Origin of the sequence: Mangrovicella endophytica (assembly GCF_002893625.1) — a bacterium.
GTDB lineage: Bacteria > Pseudomonadota > Alphaproteobacteria > Rhizobiales > Rhizobiaceae > Mangrovicella > Mangrovicella endophytica.
On the sequence record NZ_PKMZ01000001.1, the window covers coordinates 36,565 to 57,241 of the forward strand.

Below are 20,677 nucleotides of genomic sequence, written 5' to 3' on the forward strand. Positions count from 1 at the left end.
ACGTGTGACACTCGCACTCGACCTCCCGCCCGCCGCCGCATCCGCGTTTCTGCTGTCGCAGCCCTTCGTCGACTGGTTCGCGCAGAAGGGCTGGAACCCACGGCCCCATCAGCTGGACTTGCTGGCGCGGGCGCAGAGCGGCGCCTCGACGCTTCTGATCGCGCCGACCGGCGCCGGCAAGACGCTGGCGGGCTTCCTGCCGGCCTTGGTCGACCTGACGCTACGGCCGAAGGCCAAGCCCGGCACCCGGCCGCGCGGCGTCCACACGCTCTACATCTCGCCGCTGAAGGCCTTGGCGGTCGACATCCACCGCAACCTGCAGACGCCGATCGACGAGATGGATCTGCCGATCAGCATCGAGACGCGCACCGGCGACACCTCGCAGGTACGCCGGCAGCGCCAGAAGCTCAAACCCCCGGACATCCTGCTGACGACGCCGGAGCAGCTGGCGCTGTTGATCTCGGCCAAGGATGCGGAAGGCTTCTTTGCGGACCTGCGCTTCGTCGTCTTCGACGAGCTGCATTCGCTGGTGACGTCAAAACGCGGCCATCTCCTGGCGCTTGGCCTTGCGCGGCTGCGGCGGCTGCGGCCGGAGCTGCAGACGATCGGCCTCTCCGCCACCGTCGCCGAGCCGGACGACCTGCGCCGCTGGCTGGTGGCGCAAGGGGAGAGTGTTGGAGATCCAGCGCTGTCCGACCTCGTCGTCGTCGAAGGGGGCGCCAAGCCGGAAATCACCATCCTGAAGTCGGAAGAGCGTGTCCCCTGGCAGGGGCACATGGCGCTCTATGCCGTGTCCGAAGTCTACGAGGCGATCAAGCGGCACAAGACCGCCATCCTCTTCGTCAACACGCGCTTCCAGGCCGAGCTCCTCTTCCAGGAGCTGTGGCGCATCAATGTCGACACGCTGCCCATTGCGCTCCATCACGGCTCGCTCGACGTTGCCCAGCGCCGCAAGGTGGAGCAGGCCATGGCGGAGAACCGCCTGCGCGCCGTGGTCGCGACCTCGACGCTCGACCTCGGCATCGACTGGGGTGATGTTGACCTCGTCATCCATGTCGGCGCGCCGAAGGGCGCCTCGCGCCTCGCCCAGCGCATCGGCCGCGCCAACCACCGCATGGACGAGCCGTCGCGCGCCATTCTGGTGCCGGCCAATCGCTTCGAGGCGATGGAGTGCCAGGCGGCGCTCGATGCCAACTATCTCGGGGCGCAGGACACGCCGCCGCTGCGGGAGGGCGCGCTCGACGTCCTCGCCCAGCACGTCCTCGGCATGGCCTGCGCCGCGCCCTTCCGTGCCGACGACTTGTATGACGAGGTGCGGACCGCCGCGCCCTATGCCGGACTCGATCGCGACACCTTCGACCGCATCGTCGACTTCGTGGCGACCGGCGGCTACGCGCTGCGCGTCTACGAGCGCTACGCCAAGATCAAGCTGACCAGCGACGGCACCTGGCGGATCACCCACCCGCGCGTCGCCCAGCAGTACCGGATGAACGCCGGCACGATCCTCGAAGCGCCGACGCTGCAGATCCGCCTCGTGCGCGGCCGCTCGCGCAGCGCCGTGCAACGCGGCGGGCCGATCCTGGGCAAGCTGGAGGAGAGCTTTCTGGAGCAGCTCGCCGCCGGCGACACCTTTCTCTTCGCGGGGCAGGTGCTGCGCTTCGAGGGGATCGTCGAGAATGTCGGTCTCGTGACCAAGGCGACCGGCGAAGACCCGAAAGTCCCGGCCTGGGCGGGCTCGAAGTTCCCGCTGACGACCTATCTCGCCGCGCAGGTGCGGGCGATGCTGGCGGACCCGGCGCGCTGGAAGGCACTGCCGGACCAGGTGCGATCATGGCTGGAGATTCATGAACGCAAGTCGGTGATCCCAGGGCCGGACGACCTTCTGATCGAAACTTTTCCGCATGGCAGCCGCTTCTTCATGGTGCTTTACCCTTTCGAGGGACGGCTGGCGCACCAGACGCTGGGCATGCTCCTGACGCGCAGGCTGGAGCGGGCGCGGGCAAAGCCGCTCGGCTTCGTCGCGACCGATTACGCCCTGTCGATCTGGGGGCGCGGCGATCTGGGCGCCATGATTGCTTCCGGTAAGCTCGACCTCGCCGACCTCCTCGATGAGGACATGCTGGGCGACGACCTCGAAAGCTGGATGGGCGATTCCTGGCTGTTGAAGCGCTCGTTCCGGCAATGCGCCCTGATCGCCGGGCTGATCGACAAGCGCCACCCAGGCCAAGAGAAGACTGGGCGGCAGGTGACGGTCTCCGCCGACCTCATCTACGACGTCCTGCGATCGCACGAGCCCGACCACATCCTCCTCCAGGCCACCTGGGCGGATGCGGCGACCGGTCTGCTCGACGTACGGCGCGTGTCCGATCTCCTCGCCCGCATCAAGCACCACATCGTCCACAAAGACCTCGATCAGGTCTCGCCGCTGGCGGTGCCGGTGATGCTGGAGATCGGCCGTGAGGCGGTGCTCGGCGAGGCTCGCGACGAGCTTCTCGCCGAACTCGCCGAGGACGACATGATCGACATTGCCATGGGCTGACGCCGCCCGCAGGGCAGCGTCGCTGTATCGCCTCAGTGCAGCGCCAGCGGATCGGCGGCGTCGGCCCTGTTCTGGATCGACAGGCGGTCGACGATGGTGGCGCTCGCCGCGTTGAGGCCAGCAACTTCGACCTCGATCCCGCGCTTGCGAAACTTCAGCACCGCCTTGTCCAGTGCGCCGACGCCGGTCAGATCCCAGATGTGTGCGGCCGAGACGTCAATCACGACGCGGTCGACGTCCTCCCGGAAGTCGAAGGATTGGGTGAAGGCCTGCGCGGAGGCGAAGAACACCTGGCCTTCCACGACATAGCGCCGCTCGCGCCCGTCGGCGGAGAGCGTCGAGCCGACAGAGAAGATCTGCGCGATCTTGGAGGCGAAGAAGAGGCCGGACAGGAGCACGCCCGCGAACACGCCGAGCGCCAGGTTGTGCGTCCACACCACAATCACCACCGTCGTCAGCATGACGATGGAGGAGCGGCGGGGATGCGTGACGAGGCTGACCACCGAGCGCCAGTCGAAGGTGGCGATGGAGACCATGATCATCACCGCGACCAGCGCCGCCATCGGGATCACCGCCACGAGGTCGCCGAGCCCGACGATCAGGACGAGCAGGAGCACGCCCGCGAAGAAGCAGGACAGGCGCGTGCGTCCGCCGGAGCGCACGTTGATGCCGGACTGGCCGATCATCGCACAGCCCGCCATGCCGCCGAAGAAGCCGGTGACGAAGTTGGCGATGCCCTGGCCGACGCATTCGCGGTTCTTGTCGGAGGGCGTGTCGGTGAGATCGTCCACCACGGCGGCGGTCATCAGCGACTCCAACAGGCCGACGAGTGCGATGCCGACGGAGTAGGGCAGAATGATCAAGAGCGTGTCGAGGTTCAGCGGCACGTCGGGCAGGAGGAAGGTCGGCAGCGTCGAGGGCAGTTCGCCCATGTCGCCGACGGTGCGCACGTCGATGCCAAAGCCGACGGTGACGGCCGTGAGGATGACGATGGCGACGAGCGGCGAGGGCACCGCCTTGGTCAGCCTCGGCAGGAGGTAGATGATGGCGAGCGCCGCGGCGACCAGAACGTAGGTCGCTGCCGGAACGTCGATCAGCTCCGGCAATTGCGCCAGGAAGATCAGGATGGCCAGCGCGTTGACGAAGCCGGTCATCACCGAGCGCGACACAAAGCGCATGGCATCGCCAAGGCGAAGCGCACCGGCGATCATCTGGATGACGCCGGCGAGGATCGTCGCGGCGAAAAGGTATTGGAGGCCGTGGTCGCGCACCAGTGTCACCATCAGCACCGCGGTCGCGGCGGTTGCGGCCGAAATCATTGCGGGCCGGCCGCCGAAGATCGAGATCAACACGGCGATGGAGAAGGAGGCGTAGAGCCCGACCTTCGGATCGACGCCGGCAATGATGGAGAAGGCAATCGCCTCGGGGATGAGCGCGAGCGCAACGACCGTCCCGGACAGGAGGTCGCCACGCACATTGCCGAGCCACTCGGCCCGGAGATTTGCAAAGAGGTTCATGGAGCAACGGGAAATCGCGACGACACCCGATCGGGGACCGGCTGCTGCAGGTGGCGGGATGTCGTCTGGATTGGCCGGGGGATCGGCGCCCGGCATAGCCACCCGGCGGGCCGGGTCCTTGTGCGACCTCCTTGTCAAACACCATCTGGCAAAATGCAAGCGCAGTCCGCGGTTGACCTGACCGACCCTCGGGATCATCCGTCGCAGCCAAGCCGGCTTGCGCCGCGACCATGACTTCGATTCCATGGGAACGAAACGCGAATCAATGATCGGCGGCGAGACGATACGCATGAATGCACTGGCGCGGCGGCTGCGGCAGTCCGAGGGGGAAGCGCTCTCTGTCGTGCTGACGGGGGAGGAGGTGCGCTGCGACCCTAGCGGCGCCATCTTCGCGCCGGCGCATGGTCTCCTCGTCGTCTCCGACCTGCATCTGGAGAAGGGCGCGGCCTTTGCGCGGCGGGGCATGATGATGCCGCCCTACGACACCGCGGCGACGCTGGCGCTGCTTAGCGCTGCGATCGAGCGCTACCGGCCGGCCAGAGTCCTCTGCCTCGGCGACAGCTTCCACGACCGCCACGGCGCGGCGTTGATGCCGGCGGCCTTCCGCGAGATGCTGAGCGCGCTGATGAGCGGGCGCGACTGGATCTGGGTCTCAGGCAACCATGATCCGGAACCGCCGGCCTTTATCGGCGGCACGACGGTGGAAGAGGTGGCGATCGGCCCCTGGTTCTTCCGCCACGAACCGAGTGCGAGGCCGCGGCCCGGTGAGGTTGCCGGGCACCTCCATCCCGTCGCACGGGTCACCGGCAACGGCCGCTCGACGCGCGGCGCCTGCTTTGCGACGGATGGCGATCGCATGGTGATGCCGTCCTTTGGCGTCACCACGGGCGGGCTGAACGTCCTCGACCGCGCCTTCCACGGCCTGTTCGAGACGGCGCGCGCCCGCGCCTACGTCATCGGCCTCTCGCGCATCTATCCGATTGCCTTCCGCTCGCTCTGCCAAGGCTGAGCCTGCCGCGACCTGGTGTTATCCTGAGGCGTCGAGCTTACCGGCTCTTAGAAGCTGTAGACGTTTTTCACGCCGCTTTTTATATGACGGGCAAACGCCTTATCGAGACGGGTTCGCCATGGCCGGCCATTCACAGTTCAAGAACATCATGCACCGCAAGGGCCGCCAGGACGCGGTCCGCTCGAAGCTGTTTTCCAAGCTCGCGCGCGAGATCACCGTGGCGGCCAAGGCCGGGCTGCCCGACCCCGACATGAATCCGCGCCTGCGCCTCGCCATCAACAACGCCAAGGCGCAGTCGATGCCGAAGGACAACATCGATCGCGCCATCAAGAAGGCGGCCGGCGGCGACAGCGAGAACTACGACGAGGTCCGCTACGAGGGCTATGGCCCGGGCGGCGTCGCCGTGATCGTCGAGGCGCTGACGGACAACCGCAACCGCACTGCGTCCAACGTGCGCTCCTATTTCACCAAGTCGGGTGGCGCGCTCGGTGAAACTGGCTCGGTCGGCTTCATGTTCGACCGCGTCGGCGAGATCGTCTATCCGGTCAAGGCCGGCGACGCCGACACGGTGATGGAAGCCGCGATCGAAGCTGGCGCCGACGACGTCGTGTCCGACGAGAACGGCCACACGATCATCACCGCCTTCGAGGACATGACCGAGGTCTCCCGTGCGCTGGAGGCCAAGCTCGGCGAGGCCGAGAGCGTCAAGGCGATCTGGCGGCCGCAGACCGGCACGCCCGTCGACGAGGAGAAGGCGCAGAGCATCATGAAGCTCATCGCCAATCTCGACGACGACGACGACGTGCAGAACGTCTACGCCAACTTCGAAGTCGACGACGCGACCATGGCGAAGCTCTCGGCCGCCTGAGGCTCGACCGGGCGGTCGGCCACGAGCCGCCGCGACACGAAGGAGACATGAAACGGCGGGCCGCGTGGCTCGCCGTTTTCGTATCCGACGGTCGCACCGTTCCGGCGCCCGCCTGTGGCGGAAAGGTATCGTCTCGGGGTGTTCCTTTGCACGCCAACGATCTGCAGATACTCCATTCGTTAAAAAGCCATTAACCATATCCAGATCGTGCGGGAGCCGGGCTTTGCCGGCAGCGATCGGGGACGGCAATGACGCGGCGGAGGGGTTCGTGGCTGCGCCTGGCGGGGGTTGCCTTCGCCGGCTGGGTGGTGCTGCCGCTCGTGGTCGGCATCGCCTTCCTCGTCGCCTGGGCGCCGACGGTGATCGATCGCTACGAGGTCTCGCGCCAGACGACGGTCGACCGCGTCCGCTCCAACCGCCTTGTCGTCGATCTCGCGCGCGATCGTGACAAGCCGTGGAACGCCTCCGTCGAGGAGGCGATGTATGTCGAGCTCCGCAATATTCCGCCAGTCATGGTCGACGCCGTCCTGAACAGCGAGGACCGGCGCTACTATCACATCTATCGCCATATCGGTTTCGATCCGATCGGCTTCGTCAAGGCCGCGGCCAGCGGCTTTCGGCGCGGCGGCTCGTCCATCGCCCAGCAGCTCGCCAAGAACGTCTATGTCGGCAACGCTCCGACGGTGAAGCGCAAGCTGGAGGAGCTTGCCGTCGCCCTTTGGCTGGAGCGCAATTTCAGCAAGGACGAGATCCTCGAACTCTACCTCAACACTGTCTTCATGGGCGAGGAGACCAAGGGTATCGAGGCCGCCGCACGCCACTATTTCGGCTATTCCTTCAAGTTCGAGGGCGCGCAGAAGCCGTTCACGCCGATGATGGCGGCGCGGCTTGCCGTCACCATCAAGGATCCAAGCTTCGGCAATCCCGACAAGCCGCGCAATGCGGAGCGGGCCAAGCGGCTGCTGGCTGCAATGGAAACGCGCGGCGTCGGTTCCCTCACACCCGCGACGGCGAAGGCCTTCAAGCTCGAGGCGAGCCGGCGTGATCTGCGCGAGCACCATCTCGACAGCCGCTTTCAGTTCGCGCGCGACATCGCCGTGCGCGAGGCGGGTTCGCTGGTGCCGCAGGCCAAGGGCGCGGTCGACATCGTCTCCCACTATGATTCAGAGACGCAGCTCTATGTGGAGCGGGCGATCGACAGATATGCGCGTGGCTTTGCACGCGCCGGTTACGATCAGCTGGTCGCCTATGTCGTGAACAATCGCACGGGCGGCATCGAGGCCATCGTCGCGCCGCCGGCACCGACCTTCTATCCGGGATCGACGGTCAAGCCGTTCGTGGCGCTGTGCGGCCTCGTCGATCACGGCATGACCGCCGACAGCACTGTCGAGGATTCTGCAGTCGGTGTGCCGCCGGTCGCTAATTTCGACCACCATTATCTCGGCAAGATCCGGCTGGCGGAGAGTCTCGCCAAGAGCCGCAATCCGCCCTTCGTGCGCCTCCTGGCACGCTGGGGCGCCTCATGCCCGAATGCCAGTCTCGCGAAGATGGGCAGCCCGTTCCGCTTCAAGAACGCCAGCATCCGGCAGATGGCGCTCGGTGCCGAGCCTGTGCCGCTGATGGACATCCTGCAGAGCTACGTGACATTGGCGAGCTGCGGGCGCATCGCCGAGGCGCCGCGGCTGGTGAAGGAGATCCGCGACCGTAAGGATGGCCGCATCCTCTATCGCCACAGGCCGGGTGGCGTCGCGATGAACGACAAGCTGCTGGCCGGCTACGACGCGCTGCATTCGATGCTGTCCGAGACGGCGCGTGCCGGCGGGACGGCGGACGGCAGCCGTTTCCGCGGCGCCGCGGTCGCGGCCAAGACCGGGACGTCGGACGACAATCGTCAGGTGACGCTGGTGACCTTCACCGCGGACTACACCGTGCTGGTATCGGTGGCGGCCAGCAACCCCAAGCGCATCCAGCGGCCGCTGACGGGCCACGCGCTGGTCGGCTTGGTGCGCCGCATCAATGCCAATATCCATGACGGGCTGCCGGTGACGCCGCTCGGCTGCGACGCCAAGACTGTGGTGGCGTCCCGCTGATCGGTAACGCCGGCGGTGCCGCCTGATCTCTGCCGACAGCGTCAGCCGCTGCTGCCGGCGGGCGGGTTCCGGACAACTGGGACGATTGTCTCCGCCACCAGCCGGTGCAGCTCCTGCACATAGCCGCCGCGCGCCGACGGCTGCGTCTCGTCGGAAGTGATGGCGACGGTGAGCTTGAGTTCGGGGATGACGTAGATCATCTGGCCGCCATAGCCCCAGCCATAGTAGCCTGTGTAGCCCGCAAAGGTCTCGATGAACCAGCCGTAGCCGTAGCGGCCGGCATGAAAGGCCGACGTCGTCCGGGGCTCCCACGAACGGCGGATCCAGTCTTGCGACAGGACGCGCGTACCGTCGGCCGCCACACCGTCGCGGCGGTAGAGTTCGCCGAGCGCCAGGAGCGAGCGCGGCGTCATCGCCATCTGGTTGCCGCCGAGATAGACCCCTTGCGGATCGCGCTCCCAGTCAGTGACGGTGATGCCCGCGGGCCGCAGCCAGTCGCGTGCGAGCTGCAGCGTCGAGCGGCCGCTCGCCTTCGTCAGGATTGCCGAAAGGAGATGCGTCGAGCCGGTGGAATACAGCATCCGCCCACCAGGCTCGTCGACGAACGGGCGGCGCAAGGCATCGCGCACCCAGTTGCGCGACGAAATCCAGGCGCCGTAATTGCCGCCGGAGGTGCGCTCCAGCCCGGCCTGCATGGAGAGCAGGTTGCCGATCGTCACGCGAGCAAGGCGTGGATCGGCATCGGCGGGGAAGTCGCTGCGCAGGAACTCGGCAATCGGCTGGTCCGGCCCTTTGATCAGGCCCTTGTCGATGGCGATGCCGACGAGCGCGGAGACCACCGACTTCGAGGCCGACTTGATGTTGTGCGCGCTCGTGGTGCGGCTGCCGCGGAAACCCTCCTCGACCAGCGTCGCTCCGTCGACGGAGATGAGCAGCGTGCGCAGCGCCGGCAGCGACTGCGCTCGCTCGATCGTAGCCTCGAAGCGATCCGACGACGGCGCGGCGTCGGCACCCGCTGCTGGTGTGCCCGCCTGTGACGCTGTCTGCGCGGCTGCGGCGGTGAGGGACGAAGCGGCGCCTGAAACGAGCAGTGCGGCAATGATAGCGTGTCTGATCATCGGGCCGACATGGGGACCGCGGCGCGCGAGGGAAAGCCGATGACGCGGTGTTGAGCCGGAGAAGGCATAGCCGCTTCGTCATCAGCCGCCGGATTTTCGTCATCGGCCGCCGGATTTTCAGGTCTGTTCACCTTTTGTCTTTATCCGCAGCCTCGAACGCGGTATCGAGGAGCTGGAACGGTATGGAACGGGAGCAGACCATTCGCATCGTCGGCATCGATCCGGGATTGCGCCGTACGGGCTGGGGCATTGTCGAGACGCTCGGCAACAGCCTGCGCTTCGTCGCGTCCGGCACAGTGACATCGGATGGCGCTCTGGATCTCGCTTCCCGTCTGCGCCAGCTGCATGACGGTCTGAGCGAGATCATCCACCTCCATCGGCCGGACGAGGCGGCGGTTGAGCAGACCTTCGTCAACAAGGATGCGGTGGCGACGCTGAAGCTCGGCCAGGCGCGCGGCGTCGCCATGCTGGTGCCGGCGCTGGCCGGATTGCCGGTGGCGGAATACGCGCCGAATGCGGTGAAGAAGGCGGTCATCGGCGTCGGGCATGGCGAGAAGCAGCAGATCCATATGATGGTGAAGGTGCTGATGCCGCGCGCGACCTTTGACACGCATGATGCCGCCGACGCGCTGGCGATCGCCATCTGCCACACCCATCATCGTCAGGCGGCGCAGGCTCTGGCGCGCGTGTCGATGGCAGCGCTGTGATGGGCTCCATCGTCCCCGACCTCGACACCATGTCTCCGGATACGCACCCGTGATCGGCAAACTGAAGGGCACCGTCGACGAAGTCGGCGAGGACCATGTCGTGGTCGACGTCCATGGCGTCGGCTATCTCGCCTTCTGCGGCGCGCGCACGCTGGCGAACCTGCCGGCCGTCGGCGAGGCCATCGTCCTCTTCATCGAGACCTATGTGCGCGAGGACATGATCCGCCTTTACGGCTTTGCCACCGAGGCCGAGCGCGGCTGGTTCCGCCTGCTGCAGAACGTACAGGGCGTCGGGGCCAAGGTGGCGCTTGCGGTAATCGGAACGCTGTCGAGCGGCGATCTCGCCAATGCCATCGCGCTGCAGGACAAGACGATGGTCGCGCGCGCGCCAGGCGTTGGGCCGAAGGTCGCGGCGCGCATCGTGGCGGAGCTGAAGGACAAGGCGCCGGCCTTCTCCAGCGGCGCCGCCAGTGAGGAGCTCGGGCTCAAGCGTGAGCTGGGTGAGGGCGTCGCGCCGGCGCCGATCGCCGATGCCGTCTCGGCGCTCACCAATCTCGGCTATTCGCGTGATCAGGCCGCGGGCGCCGTCGCTACCGCCGTGAAGGAAGCGGGCGAGGGCGCGTCCTCGACGGTGCTGATCCGGCTGGGGCTGAAGGCGCTAAGCCGATGATAGGAATGCAGGCCTTGACCTGCACCGTGCTGCGCGCGAACGACTAGTGCATGAGTGATACCCGCCTTCTCACGCCGGAAAAGCGCGGCGAGGATGTCGACGCCACGCTGCGGCCCCAGCGGCTCGACGATTTCGTCGGCCAGGCGGCGGCGCGCGCCAACCTGAAGGTCTTCATTGAAGCGGCCAAAGGGCGCGGCGAGGCCCTGGATCATGTCCTCTTCGTCGGCCCGCCCGGGCTCGGCAAGACGACCCTGGCGCAGATCATGGCGAAGGAGCTCGGGGTGAACTTCCGCTCGACCTCCGGCCCGGTCATTGCCAAGGCCGGCGATCTGGCAGCGCTGCTGACCAACCTTGAGGATCGCGACGTCCTCTTCATCGACGAGATCCACCGCCTCAACCCGGCGGTGGAGGAGATCCTCTACCCCGCCATGGAGGACTTCCAGCTCGATCTCATCATCGGCGAAGGGCCGGCGGCGCGCTCGGTGAAGATCGATCTCGCCAAGTTCACCTTGGTGGCCGCGACGACGCGCCTCGGCCTCCTGACGACGCCGCTGCGCGACCGCTTCGGAATTCCGGTGCGGTTGAACTTCTATACGGTTGAGGAGCTGGAGCACATCGTCACCCGCGGCGCCCGCATCCTCGGCGTGCCGCTGCGCGCCGACGGCGCGGTGGAGATCGCGCGGCGGGCCCGCGGCACGCCCCGTATCGCCGGGCGGCTCCTGCGCCGCGTGCGCGACTTCGCCCATGTCGCGGAGGTGGCCGAGGTCGATCGGCGCATCGCCGACGAGGCGCTGTCGCGGCTCGAAGTCGACAGCCTCGGCCTCGACCAGCTCGATCGCCGCTACCTCGATCTGATCGCGCTGTCCTTCGGCGGCGGCCCCGTCGGCATCGAGACGATCGCGGCGGCCCTGTCGGAGCCGCGCGACGCCATCGAGGACACCGTCGAGCCTTACCTCTTGCAGCAGGGCTTCATCCAGCGCACGCCGCGCGGGCGCCTGCTGACGCAGCACGCCTTCCGGCATCTAGGCCTTGCCGTGCCGCAGACCTATCAGGGCGTCCAGTCGAGCCTGTTCGACGAGTCCGGCGAAGCTTGAGGCTGACCAAGGCGCGAGATCGCGCGTCCGCCGCGCCTCAGACGGCAGGCTGCAGCCGCAACCAGGCCGGTGCGTTACCGCGGCGTGAAGTCGGTCTCCGCCGTGACGGACCGGCAGTAGGCGACGAGAATGCGGATGCAGTTCTCGACATCGCCCAGGCTGATCACCTCGGAGGGCGTGTGCATGTAGCGAAGCGGTACCTCCAGGAGGCCGGTGGCGATGCCGCTATCTGCCGCCTGCAGCACGCGCGCATCGGTGGGCGAGGTCCCCGGCGTGACGCTGATCTGGTATCGCGCCGAGGAAAGCTCGGCGGCCTCGCGAAGCATGGTGAAGACCACCGGATTGGTGTTGGCGCCCTGTGAAATGCCGGGCCCGCTTCCCATGTCGAGCTGCCCGTATTCGCTCGGGTCGACGCCGGGATAGTCGAGAGCCTGCCCCATATCGATCGCGATGGCCGACTGCGGCTGGATCCGGGAGGCTGCCGCCTGCGCACCGCGGGAGCCGATCTCCTCCTGCACCGTGGCAACGGCATAGACGCCGACATCGGGGTTAAGGCCGCCCTCCTGTGCGAGGATCCGCAACGTCTCCGCCACGATGAACAGGCCTGCCTTGTTGTCGAAGGCGCGTGCCACCGCGCGATCGCCGGCGAGTGGCGCGAACTCGTGCTGGAACGTCAGGGGGTCGCCGCGCGAGACGAGGGCGAGAGCCTCCTCCTGCGAGGATGCGCCGATATCGATCCAGAGGTCGCTCATCTTCGGCTTGTTCTGGAGCTCGTCCGGATTGAGGACGTGGATCGCCTTGCGCCCCACCACCCCCGGGATCCGCGTTCGCCCATGAACCCATACCCGCTGGCCGATCGGCACGACGCTGTCATGGCCGCCGACAGGGCTGAAATAGAGAAGTCCCCGCGCGTCGATGTGATGAACGACGAAGCCGATCTCATCCATGTGCCCGGCGAGCATGATCTTCATTGACGCGTCAGGGTTCAGGGCGGCCGTGGCGTTGCCGAGAACGTCCTTGTCGAACTGGTGGAAAAAGGGCGCAAGATAGTCTTCGAAGACGCGGGCGATCGCCTGCTCTGAACCGCTGGGCGAGGGCGTGGCGACGAGGGTTTTGAGGAACTCCAGTGACTGCGGCTGCATCGGCGACTCCGGCTGTCGGTTGCTATGCACCCCACTCTGGTCGCGGCGTCGTCCAGATTTGGAAAGCCGGTAGGAGAGCGGCTCCCGAGCCTGCGACATCACGGCCTGACCGACATCGGCGAAGTGCATCGGCAGCCAAACGCAGTCGCACGCGGTTCGGCGCCCCTCGATTTCCTGAGCCTGCCAAAGGATCGCTCCGGAAACTGCTGGTGAGGCGGGGCTTGGCGGCGCACGTCACCCCGAAAGCATGGACGCCGCCGGACCATCAGGAATGATCCGGCGGCGTCCGCGTATCGGAAGGGGCCCCGTGCGGGCCGTATCGTTCAGCGCATTTACTTCGTCAGTGCGGCCGACTGGGCATCCATGCGGCCGATCTCGAAGAACAGCGTCTCGCCGGAGGAGTCATCGACGCCGTCATTGTCGGTGATGACGAAGCCGGTGCCGTCCTTGTCGATCGCAAAGCCCTCGAGCTTGTCGACGACATAGCCGTTGGTCTGCGCCTTCAGATCGGGCAGGAGATCGCGGACCAGCGTCTTCTCGACGGTCGGCAATTCCCCACCAAGCTTGACAGGCTTGAGATCGGCGAGCTTGACGCGCGTCAGCGTCTTCAGCTTGGCGGCATCGCCAATCAGGTTGTCGCGCTCGATGAGGTAAGCATAGTCACCATCCACCGTCAGTTCGGAGAGGCCGACCCATGCGCCCTCGGCGGACGGTGCTTCCAGCGGATAGCGCACGGCGCCCCATTCCTTGGACTTCAGGTCGTAGGCGAGGAGCTTTGTCGTGTTCTTCGGATCGTCTTTCCACGGGCGCTGCACGGCGACCCAGAGCGTGTCGCCGACCTTGGTGATGCCCTCCGCGCCGAAGCGCGTCTGGCCCTTCAGGAGCTCGTCCGGGAAGGGTACGCGCTCGCTGACGATGCCCTTGCCGTCGACATGAACGAGCTGGTGCGGCACCTCCTTCTTCTCGTCGCCCTCGCTGGCGAGCCAGAAGCCGCCGGCTCCATCGAGCGTAATGCCCTCGATGTCGAGCTTCTCCGCCGCCTTGCCACCGTCGGTGACCGGCAGGGCAGAGGTGATCTTCGCCGGCTTCGCGCTGGCGTCGATCGTGAAGATCGTCGGCGCCTTGCCGTAGACGCTGTCGCTGGCAGCGAAGAGTTGCCTCGGCTTGTCGGCGTCGGCAGCGAGCGCGCCGAGCGCGCCCCAGCCGATCGGCTGCCCGTCCTTCGTCTCGGAGACGAGCTGCGGATAGGCCGCCGTCCCCTCGGCGCGCTCGTAGAGCATCACGTGCGAGCGGGCGGCGCCATCCTCCACGAGGTCCGCCTCGTTGGCGGTGACGAGGAGGTTGCGCTTGGCGATGGCGACGGCGCCTTCCGGCGAGATGCCGGACGGCAGCAGCTGCAGGAACTCGGGCTCCTTGCCGGTGTCGCGATAGACGCCGACCACCGAACCGCGCTCGGACAGGACGAAGATCAGCGTCTCGTCGCCGAACTTGGCGACTTCGAGACCCTCCGGCTCGATGCCTTTGGCGTCGGAGCGCTTGTCCGGGTAGTGGCCGGCGGCGGCGACCTTCATCTCGAATGACACGCCCGAGTCCCAGGCGACGCTGCCATCGCGGTTGAAGATCGTGAAGCCGCGCGTGCCGCCCTTCCAGTCGCCTTCGTTCGCGGCGACGAAGCGGTCTGTGCCGAGCCACTGGACGGCATCCGGCTCGCGGGGCCGCTCCTCGACCGTGTCGGTGAAGGCGAGCTTGCCATCGTCCTCAGCATCCACGCCCTCGAGCGCCACGCCGCCGGCCGTGAAGTGCGCCGTGACCTTGCCGTTCTTCCCGTCGACGATGGCGAAGTGGTTGTTCTCCTGCAGGGAGACGATGATCTCGCCATCGGCGTTGATGTCGACAAATTCCGGCTCCGGATCCTCCGGCGCGACCGCGGCAATGCCGGTGAGGTCCACCTTTTTCAGTCCGGCGCAGTCGGCCTTGCCGTCGCTGATCGGCAGCACGGCGAGGAAGCCGGCCGGCATCTGCGGCAGGGCGCCGTCGTTGACGTCCTCGTCGCGTTCGTTCTCGATGGCGATGGCCGCAAAGCTGCGATCGGGCGCGATCGCGACTGAATCCGGCTGGCCGCCGAGATCGCAGCTCGCCTCGACCGCCTTGGAGCCGATGTCGACGACCGCCAGCTGGCCTGACGGATCGGCCTTGCTCTTCGACGTGTTGACGCCGACAAACACCGTCTTGCCGAAGGCCGAGACGGAGGTCGGCTCGCCGTCGAACTTGACGTAGCCGGCCGGCTTCGGCGCCTTCGGATCGGCGATGTCGATGAAGCCGATGCCGCCGAAGGGGCTGTCGCTGTAGATCAGCGTGTTGCCGTCCTCGCTTGCCGTGATGATCTCAGCGGAGGTCGCCGCCTTGCTGTCGCTGCCCTCCGGCAGGTTCGTAGCGACCGGGAAGGAGGCGATGCGGTTGAACACTGGCTCGGCGGCGGCGGCGAGGGTGGAGGAGGCGAGCAGCGCCAGGGCGAGCGGAAGGGTGGACTTGGCAGACATGCCGACGATTCCTCAAGATCCGTTGCGATGTCTTCTCCAAGCAGCGGGATGTAACGGCTGCATGACGATACTATGCAGAACAGGTGACAGCGCGGTCCGGCTGCCGTAACAGCGCCGCTCATGACGCAAGCACTCGCAGGCCGGCTGACGGAAACGGGCCATTCGCTGGATGTTCGGGTTTATTTCGAGGACACCGATTTCTCGGGCGTCGTCTACCATGCCCGCTATCTCCACTTCCTGGAGCGCGGCCGCACCGACTATCTGCGCCTCAAGGGGATCGGGCACCGCGAGCTCGCCGAGGGGCAGTTCGGCGAACCGATCGCCTTCGCGGTCCGGCGCATGGAGATCGAGTTCCTGCGCCCGGCGCGGATCGACGACGTGCTGACCGTGGAGACGGTGACGGCTCTTCTTGGCGGCGCGCGCATCGTCCTCGAGCAGCGGATCCGCCGCGGCGAGGAGGTTCTGATCGACGCCAAGGTGAAAGTCGCAGTAATCTCGCCCGACGGTCGTCCGCGCCGGATGCCCGCACCCGTACTGGCGACGCTCGGGCAGGACCTGCCGAAGCCATAGCGCGTCGATAACGAACCCTTAACCCTAACGGTGCACTAATCGCCGCGAAGGCAATGGATCTTGTGCACTGCGCCATTCTTTCACCGGATTTTCCCTGTCAACGGAAGCTCTGGGGAAAGCGGCGGCGTTCGAAACGGCAGCAGCGGGCAAGCTCTTGAACGAGCTGCGGGCGCGCGCCGTTCGGCGCCGGCCGGCGGTGTGGGTGCCGCTTGATCTCTTTTCGAGGGTCTCGATCATGGAAGTCGTGCAGGATTCGCTGGCGGCACATAGCGCATCGGTTTCGCTGTGGGATCTGTTCTGGCAGGCATCCTTCATCGTCAAGCTGGTGATGATGGGCCTGCTGATTGCCTCGGTCTGGACCTGGGCAATCATCATCGACAAGACGATGCGCTATGGCCGTTTCCGTCGCCAGCTGAATAACTTCGAGAGCAATTTCTGGTCCGGCCAGTCGCTGGAGGAGCTCTACCACACGCTCGCCGAGCGCCGCACGTCGGGCATGGGCGCGCTCTTCGTCGCTGCCATGCGCGAGTGGAAGAAGTCCTTCGAGAAGGGCGCCCGTTCCCCGATCGGTCTCCATACCCGCATCGAGAAGGCGATGGATGTCACGATCGCCCGCGAGATGGACGATCTGGAGTCGCGCCTCGGCTTCCTCGCGACCGTCGGCTCGGCCGCGCCATTCGTTGGCCTGTTCGGCACCGTGGTCGGCATCATGACCTCGTTCCAGGCGATTGCCGGCTCGAAGTCGACGAACCTCGCCGTCGTCGCGCCCGGCATCGCCGAGGCGCTGCTGGCGACCGCGATCGGTCTCGTCGCCGCCATCCCGGCCGTTATCGCGTACAACAAGCTGTCGGCCGATGCGGGCAAGCTCGGCATGCGGCTCGAGGCTTTCGCCGACGAGTTCTCCGCCATCCTGTCGCGCCAGATCGACGAGAAGCTGCCGGCGCGCTGAGCGCCGAAACGAGACATGACGCCCGCGCCGGAGACGGCGGCGGGCTTCTCGGCAACCGATCCCGTATGGGATCATGAAGGATCGACCAGATGGGCATGGGTGTAGCAACATCCGGAGGTGGGTCACGCCGCGGCCGCGGTCGCGGTGGCCGTCGCCGCCCGATGAGCGAGATCAACGTCACGCCGATGGTCGACGTGATGCTGGTGCTGCTGATCATCTTCATGGTGGCGGCGCCGATGCTGACCGTGGGCGTGCCGCTGGAGCTGCCGAAGACGCAGGCGAAGGCGCTGAACTCCGAGACGCAGCCGATCACCGTGTCGGTGCAGTCCGGCGGCGGCGTCTTCATCCAGGATCAGGAGTATCCGGCCGAGGAGATCGTCGCCAAGCTGACCGAGATCGCCAAGACGGGCTACTCGGAGCGCATCTTCGTCAAGGCCGACAAGGCTGCGGACTATGGCAGCGTCATGCAGGTCATGGCGCGGATTTCGGCTGCCGGCTTCACCAATATCGGTCTGATCACGGACCAGGACACCACAAGCTGATCTGACGGTCATGAAAGCGGGCGTCGTCACATCCACCGTCCTTCACACCGCGGTCCTCACCTGGGGACTGTGGTCGTTGTCGTCGCCCGAGCCCCTCGATGTGTCCTACTCCGAGGCGCTTCCGGTCGAGATCGTGATGTCGGAGAACTTCCAGGGCGTTCAGGGCGAGAAGGAAGCGCCGATCACCGAGAAGCCGGCGCCGAAACCGACGACCCGGCCGCAGACGCTGCCGATGGAGGCGCAGAACGTCGGCGACAACGAAACCGACCTGCCGACGCCGCCGACGCCCGACAAGACGCGCAACCAGACGCCGCAGACCGGTGCGCCGAAGCCTTCGGCGCGCCCCGAAGCCGAGCCGCAGCCGGCCGAGAAGCCGCAGGAGGTGGCCGAGGTGCCGCCGCCGCCCAAGCAGCCGGAGCCGACGCCGGAGCCGCCGAAGGAAACCGCCAAGCCCGAGGCACCGAAGGAGCCGACGCCCGAGATCGATCCTCTGGCCGAAGCGATCGCCGCGGCCGAGAAGGAGCCGGTGAAGGAGGCCCCGAAGGAGCCGGACCCGGCGCCGAAGAACGTGCCCGTGCCGCAGCTGAAGCCGAAGGCGCCCAAGCCCACGCAGGTTGCCGAGGCCAAGCCGGAGACGCCGAAGAAGCCCGCCGACAAACCGAGCACCAAGAAGAAGCCAGAGACCTCGCAGGAGGACGCTCCGGATTCGCAGACCGATTTCGAGGCAATGGCGGCGGCCGTCATCAACAAGCAGAAGGCGGCTGGCGGCGGCGCCAAGCGCTCGACCGAGACGGCCTCGCTCGGCTCCAAGAAGACCACCGGCGCGACGCTGTCGCGTGGCGAGAAGGATGCGCTGAGCGAGCAGCTGAACGGCTGCTGGCAGCGTCCGGCGGGCCTCGAAAGCGAGGAGGGCCTGCGCACCGTGGTGACGTTCAACCTGACGCCGGATGGCCACCTCGAGGGCAGCCCGAGCGTCGACTCTTCGAGCGGCAACCGGGCCTTCGATGAAAGCGCCCTGCGCGCCGTGCGCAAGTGCAACAGTGAAGGGTTCCAGCTCCCGTCCAACAATGGCGAAGGCTGGGACACGTTCAAAGTCAACTTCGATCCGGAAGACATGGGCAACGCCTGACCCATGGGCTTGCGATCCGACGCATCCGACCTGAACAAGGCCAAATCGATATGATGAAGACCTGCAAGACGTTGGCTGCGGCCGTCCTGATGGCGACCGGCGGCGCTCTGGTCGCCGCGTCGCCGGCGCTCGCCGTCATCGAGCTGGACGTCACCAAGGGCAACGTGCAGCCGCTGCCGATCGCGATCGGCGACTTCCAGTCGCGCGATGGCATCGGTGCCAAGATCTCGGCGGTCGTGACCGCCGATCTGAAGCGTTCGGGCCTCTTCGCGCCGATCGATCCGGCTGCCTTCATCCAGAAGGACCTCAGCCCGGACGCCACCCCGAATTTCGCCGACTGGACGGTGATCAACGCCCAGGCGCTCGTCTCCGGGCGCGTCTCGCCGGAAGCCGACGGCCGTCTGCGCGTCGAGTTCCGGCTCTGGGACACGTTCGCCGGCCAGCAGCTCGACGGTCAGCAGTTCTATGCCAATCCCGAGAACTGGCGCCGCGTCGCCCATATCATCGCCGACGCGATCTATGAGCGGCTGACTGGCGAGAAGGGCTATTTCGACACGCGCGTCGTCTATGTCGACGAGACGGGATCCAAGAGCCAGCGGGTCAAGCGCCTCGCCATCATGGACCAGGACGGCGCCAATGTGCGCTACCTGACGAAGGGCGGCGACCTCGTGCTGACGCCGCGCTTCTCGCCGAACCGGCAGGAAGTCACCTACATGTCCTTCGGCAATGCCGAGCCGCGCGTCTACCTGCTGCAACTCGAGACCGGGCAGCGCGAAGTCGTCGGCAACTTCCCCGGCATGACCTTCTCACCGCGCTTCTCGCCGGACGGTCAGAAGGTGATCATGAGCCTCCAGCAGGAGGCCAACTCCAACATCTACGCCATGGACCTGCGCTCGCGTGCGACGACGCGGCTGACCAACACGGCGGCGATCGACACCTCGCCCTGCTACTCGCCGGACGGGCAGCGGATCGTGTTCGAGTCCGACCGCGGCGGACGGCCGCAGCTCTACGTGATGAATGCCGACGGCAGCGGGCAGACCCGCATCTCCTTCGGCGACGGCTCGTATTCGACGCCGGTCTGGTCGCCGCGCGGCGACCTCATCGCCTTTACCAAGCAGTCGGGCGGGCAGTTCCAGATCGGCGTCATGCGCCCGGACGGCTCGGGCGAGCGCATCCTGACCTCTGGCTTCCACAACGAGGGGCCGACCTGGGCGCCCAACGGCCGCGTGCTGATGTTTTTCCGCGATGCGCAGGGCAGCGGCGGGCCGCAGCTCTACTCGATCGACCTGACCGGCCGTAACGAGCAGAAGATCGGCACGCCGAGCTATGCGTCCGATCCCGCCTGGTCGCCGTCGCTCGAATAGCAAGAAATGGTCAGGGCTGCGCAAGGCGGCCCTGATAGATAAGGGCTTTGGCATGGCGGCGCCGCCATGCTGAGGACTCAATTCCGCCGCAAGCGGGGCAGGCGATGCACAGGGCCGCCGATCACGGCGTTGACGAGGTTTTAACTTCGTTTGCGGTAAACGGGCGGTAACGGAAACCACCGCAATTGAAGGAGCTGGCCATGCGCCGGATCGCACTAGGGGCACATAGCCGTATCGCTCTCGCGCTCGTCGCGGCACTCGCCGTTTCGGCCTGCGCCAACAAGAACAAGAACGGTCTGCCGGACAATGCCAGCGAGCTCGGTCTCGGCGGCGCCGGTGGCGCTGGCGGCTATGGACGCGGCAACGCCGCGCCGGGCACCGCGCAGGACTTCACCGTCAATGTCGGCGACCGCATCTTCTTCGACACCGACTCTTCGTCGATCCGCGCCGATGCCCAGCAGACGCTGACCCGGCAGGCCCAGTGGCTGAACCAGTATCCCAACTACTCGATCACCGTCGAGGGTCATGCTGACGAGCGCGGCACGCGCGAATACAACATCGCGCTCGGCGCTCGCCGCGCGGCGGCAACCCGCGACTACCTCGCGCAGCAGGGCGTTCCGAGCAACCGCATGCGCACGATCTCCTACGGCAAGGAGCGTCCGGTCGCCGTCTGCGACGACATCTCCTGCTGGTCGCAGAACCGTCGTGCCGTCACCGTGCTGAACGGCGCCGGCAGCTGATCCAGCCGAGATCTCCGGGTTTCGAAAAAGGGCGGTCCATCGGGCCGCCCTTTTGCTTTGCAGCTTCCGCCAAAAGCCGCATTTTGGCC

The 20,677-nt window shown here is 66.7% G+C and carries 17 protein-coding genes and 1 other annotated feature; of the genes, 13 read left to right on the top strand and 4 right to left on the bottom strand.

Annotated features, from left to right (window positions below; genetic code table 11):
* Positions 1–4: 4 nt before the first annotated feature.
* Positions 5–2,539 carry a ligase-associated DNA damage response DEXH box helicase gene (locus tag C0R46_RS00180; RefSeq protein WP_102957577.1) on the top strand — a complete coding sequence of 845 codons (2,535 nt, stop codon included), beginning with the start codon at positions 5–7 and terminating at the stop codon, positions 2,537–2,539.
* Between the two features lie 32 nt (positions 2,540–2,571).
* On the opposite strand, the gene C0R46_RS00185 is transcribed toward C0R46_RS00180, so the two are convergent.
* Positions 2,572–4,056, bottom strand: coding sequence for a SulP family inorganic anion transporter (locus C0R46_RS00185; RefSeq protein ID WP_102957578.1), 1,485 nt, complete (start codon positions 4,054–4,056; stop codon positions 2,572–2,574).
* Positions 4,057–4,124: 68 nt separating this feature from the next.
* Positions 4,125–4,177: a sequence feature (sul1 is cis-regulatory element that is thought to sense ions involved in sulfur or methionine metabolism; They are found in Alphaproteobacteria), on the bottom strand.
* 168 nt (positions 4,178–4,345) lie between these two features.
* Between C0R46_RS00185 and pdeM the strand changes: the two genes are divergently transcribed.
* From pdeM to C0R46_RS00200, 3 genes are all read left to right on the top strand, one after another.
* Entirely contained in the window at positions 4,346–5,065 is a 720-nt protein-coding gene (gene pdeM, locus C0R46_RS00190; RefSeq protein WP_102958531.1) for a ligase-associated DNA damage response endonuclease PdeM, read from the top strand.
* A gap of 118 nt (positions 5,066–5,183) precedes the next feature.
* A complete protein-coding gene (locus tag C0R46_RS00195; protein WP_102957579.1) occupies positions 5,184–5,933 on the top strand; it encodes a YebC/PmpR family DNA-binding transcriptional regulator in 750 nt (249 codons plus the stop codon).
* A gap of 248 nt (positions 5,934–6,181) precedes the next feature.
* Positions 6,182–8,023 (top strand): transglycosylase domain-containing protein, encoded by a 1,842-nt coding sequence (locus tag C0R46_RS00200; RefSeq protein ID WP_102957580.1) that lies wholly within the window; start codon positions 6,182–6,184, stop codon positions 8,021–8,023.
* A 41-nt stretch (positions 8,024–8,064) separates the two neighbouring features.
* Here the strand turns inward: C0R46_RS00200 and C0R46_RS00205 are convergent, their stop codons facing one another.
* Positions 8,065–9,141 (bottom strand): serine hydrolase domain-containing protein, encoded by a 1,077-nt coding sequence (locus tag C0R46_RS00205; RefSeq protein WP_102957581.1) that lies wholly within the window; start codon positions 9,139–9,141, stop codon positions 8,065–8,067.
* A 182-nt stretch (positions 9,142–9,323) separates the two neighbouring features.
* On the opposite strand from C0R46_RS00205, the gene ruvC reads away from it, so the two are divergent.
* From ruvC to ruvB, 3 genes are read left to right on the top strand one after another with little or no spacing between them, the layout of a single operon-like run.
* On the top strand, positions 9,324–9,848 hold the full coding sequence (ruvC, locus tag C0R46_RS00210) for a crossover junction endodeoxyribonuclease RuvC (RefSeq protein WP_102957582.1): 525 nt from the start codon (positions 9,324–9,326) through the stop codon (positions 9,846–9,848).
* A 49-nt stretch (positions 9,849–9,897) separates the two neighbouring features.
* On the top strand, positions 9,898–10,518 hold the full coding sequence (gene ruvA, locus C0R46_RS00215) for a Holliday junction branch migration protein RuvA (RefSeq protein WP_102957583.1): 621 nt from the start codon (positions 9,898–9,900) through the stop codon (positions 10,516–10,518).
* 50 nt (positions 10,519–10,568) lie between these two features.
* Positions 10,569–11,612 (top strand): Holliday junction branch migration DNA helicase RuvB, encoded by a 1,044-nt coding sequence (gene ruvB / locus C0R46_RS00220; RefSeq protein WP_102957584.1) that lies wholly within the window; start codon positions 10,569–10,571, stop codon positions 11,610–11,612.
* Between the two features lie 74 nt (positions 11,613–11,686).
* On the opposite strand, the gene C0R46_RS00225 is transcribed toward ruvB, so the two are convergent.
* On the bottom strand, positions 11,687–12,754 hold the full coding sequence (locus C0R46_RS00225) for a M20/M25/M40 family metallo-hydrolase (protein WP_102957585.1): 1,068 nt from the start codon (positions 12,752–12,754) through the stop codon (positions 11,687–11,689).
* A 332-nt stretch (positions 12,755–13,086) separates the two neighbouring features.
* Positions 13,087–15,294, bottom strand: coding sequence for an esterase-like activity of phytase family protein (locus C0R46_RS00230; protein WP_102957586.1), 2,208 nt, complete (start codon positions 15,292–15,294; stop codon positions 13,087–13,089).
* A gap of 120 nt (positions 15,295–15,414) precedes the next feature.
* Between C0R46_RS00230 and ybgC the strand changes: the two genes are divergently transcribed.
* From ybgC to pal, 6 genes are all read left to right on the top strand, one after another.
* Positions 15,415–15,864 (top strand): tol-pal system-associated acyl-CoA thioesterase, encoded by a 450-nt coding sequence (gene ybgC, locus C0R46_RS00235; RefSeq protein WP_102957587.1) that lies wholly within the window; start codon positions 15,415–15,417, stop codon positions 15,862–15,864.
* Between the two features lie 235 nt (positions 15,865–16,099).
* On the top strand, positions 16,100–16,813 hold the full coding sequence (gene tolQ / locus C0R46_RS00240) for a protein TolQ (protein WP_102958532.1): 714 nt from the start codon (positions 16,100–16,102) through the stop codon (positions 16,811–16,813).
* Between the two features lie 89 nt (positions 16,814–16,902).
* Positions 16,903–17,355 carry a protein TolR gene (tolR, locus tag C0R46_RS00245; protein ID WP_102957588.1) on the top strand — a complete coding sequence of 151 codons (453 nt, stop codon included), beginning with the start codon at positions 16,903–16,905 and terminating at the stop codon, positions 17,353–17,355.
* Positions 17,356–17,365: 10 nt separating this feature from the next.
* On the top strand, positions 17,366–18,484 hold the full coding sequence (tolA, locus tag C0R46_RS00250) for a cell envelope integrity protein TolA (protein WP_102957589.1): 1,119 nt from the start codon (positions 17,366–17,368) through the stop codon (positions 18,482–18,484).
* A gap of 89 nt (positions 18,485–18,573) precedes the next feature.
* Positions 18,574–19,848, top strand: coding sequence for a Tol-Pal system beta propeller repeat protein TolB (tolB, locus tag C0R46_RS00255; protein WP_245413413.1), 1,275 nt, complete (start codon positions 18,574–18,576; stop codon positions 19,846–19,848).
* A gap of 200 nt (positions 19,849–20,048) precedes the next feature.
* Positions 20,049–20,588, top strand: coding sequence for a peptidoglycan-associated lipoprotein Pal (gene pal / locus C0R46_RS00260; protein WP_102957591.1), 540 nt, complete (start codon positions 20,049–20,051; stop codon positions 20,586–20,588).
* Positions 20,589–20,677: the final 89 nt, after the last annotated feature.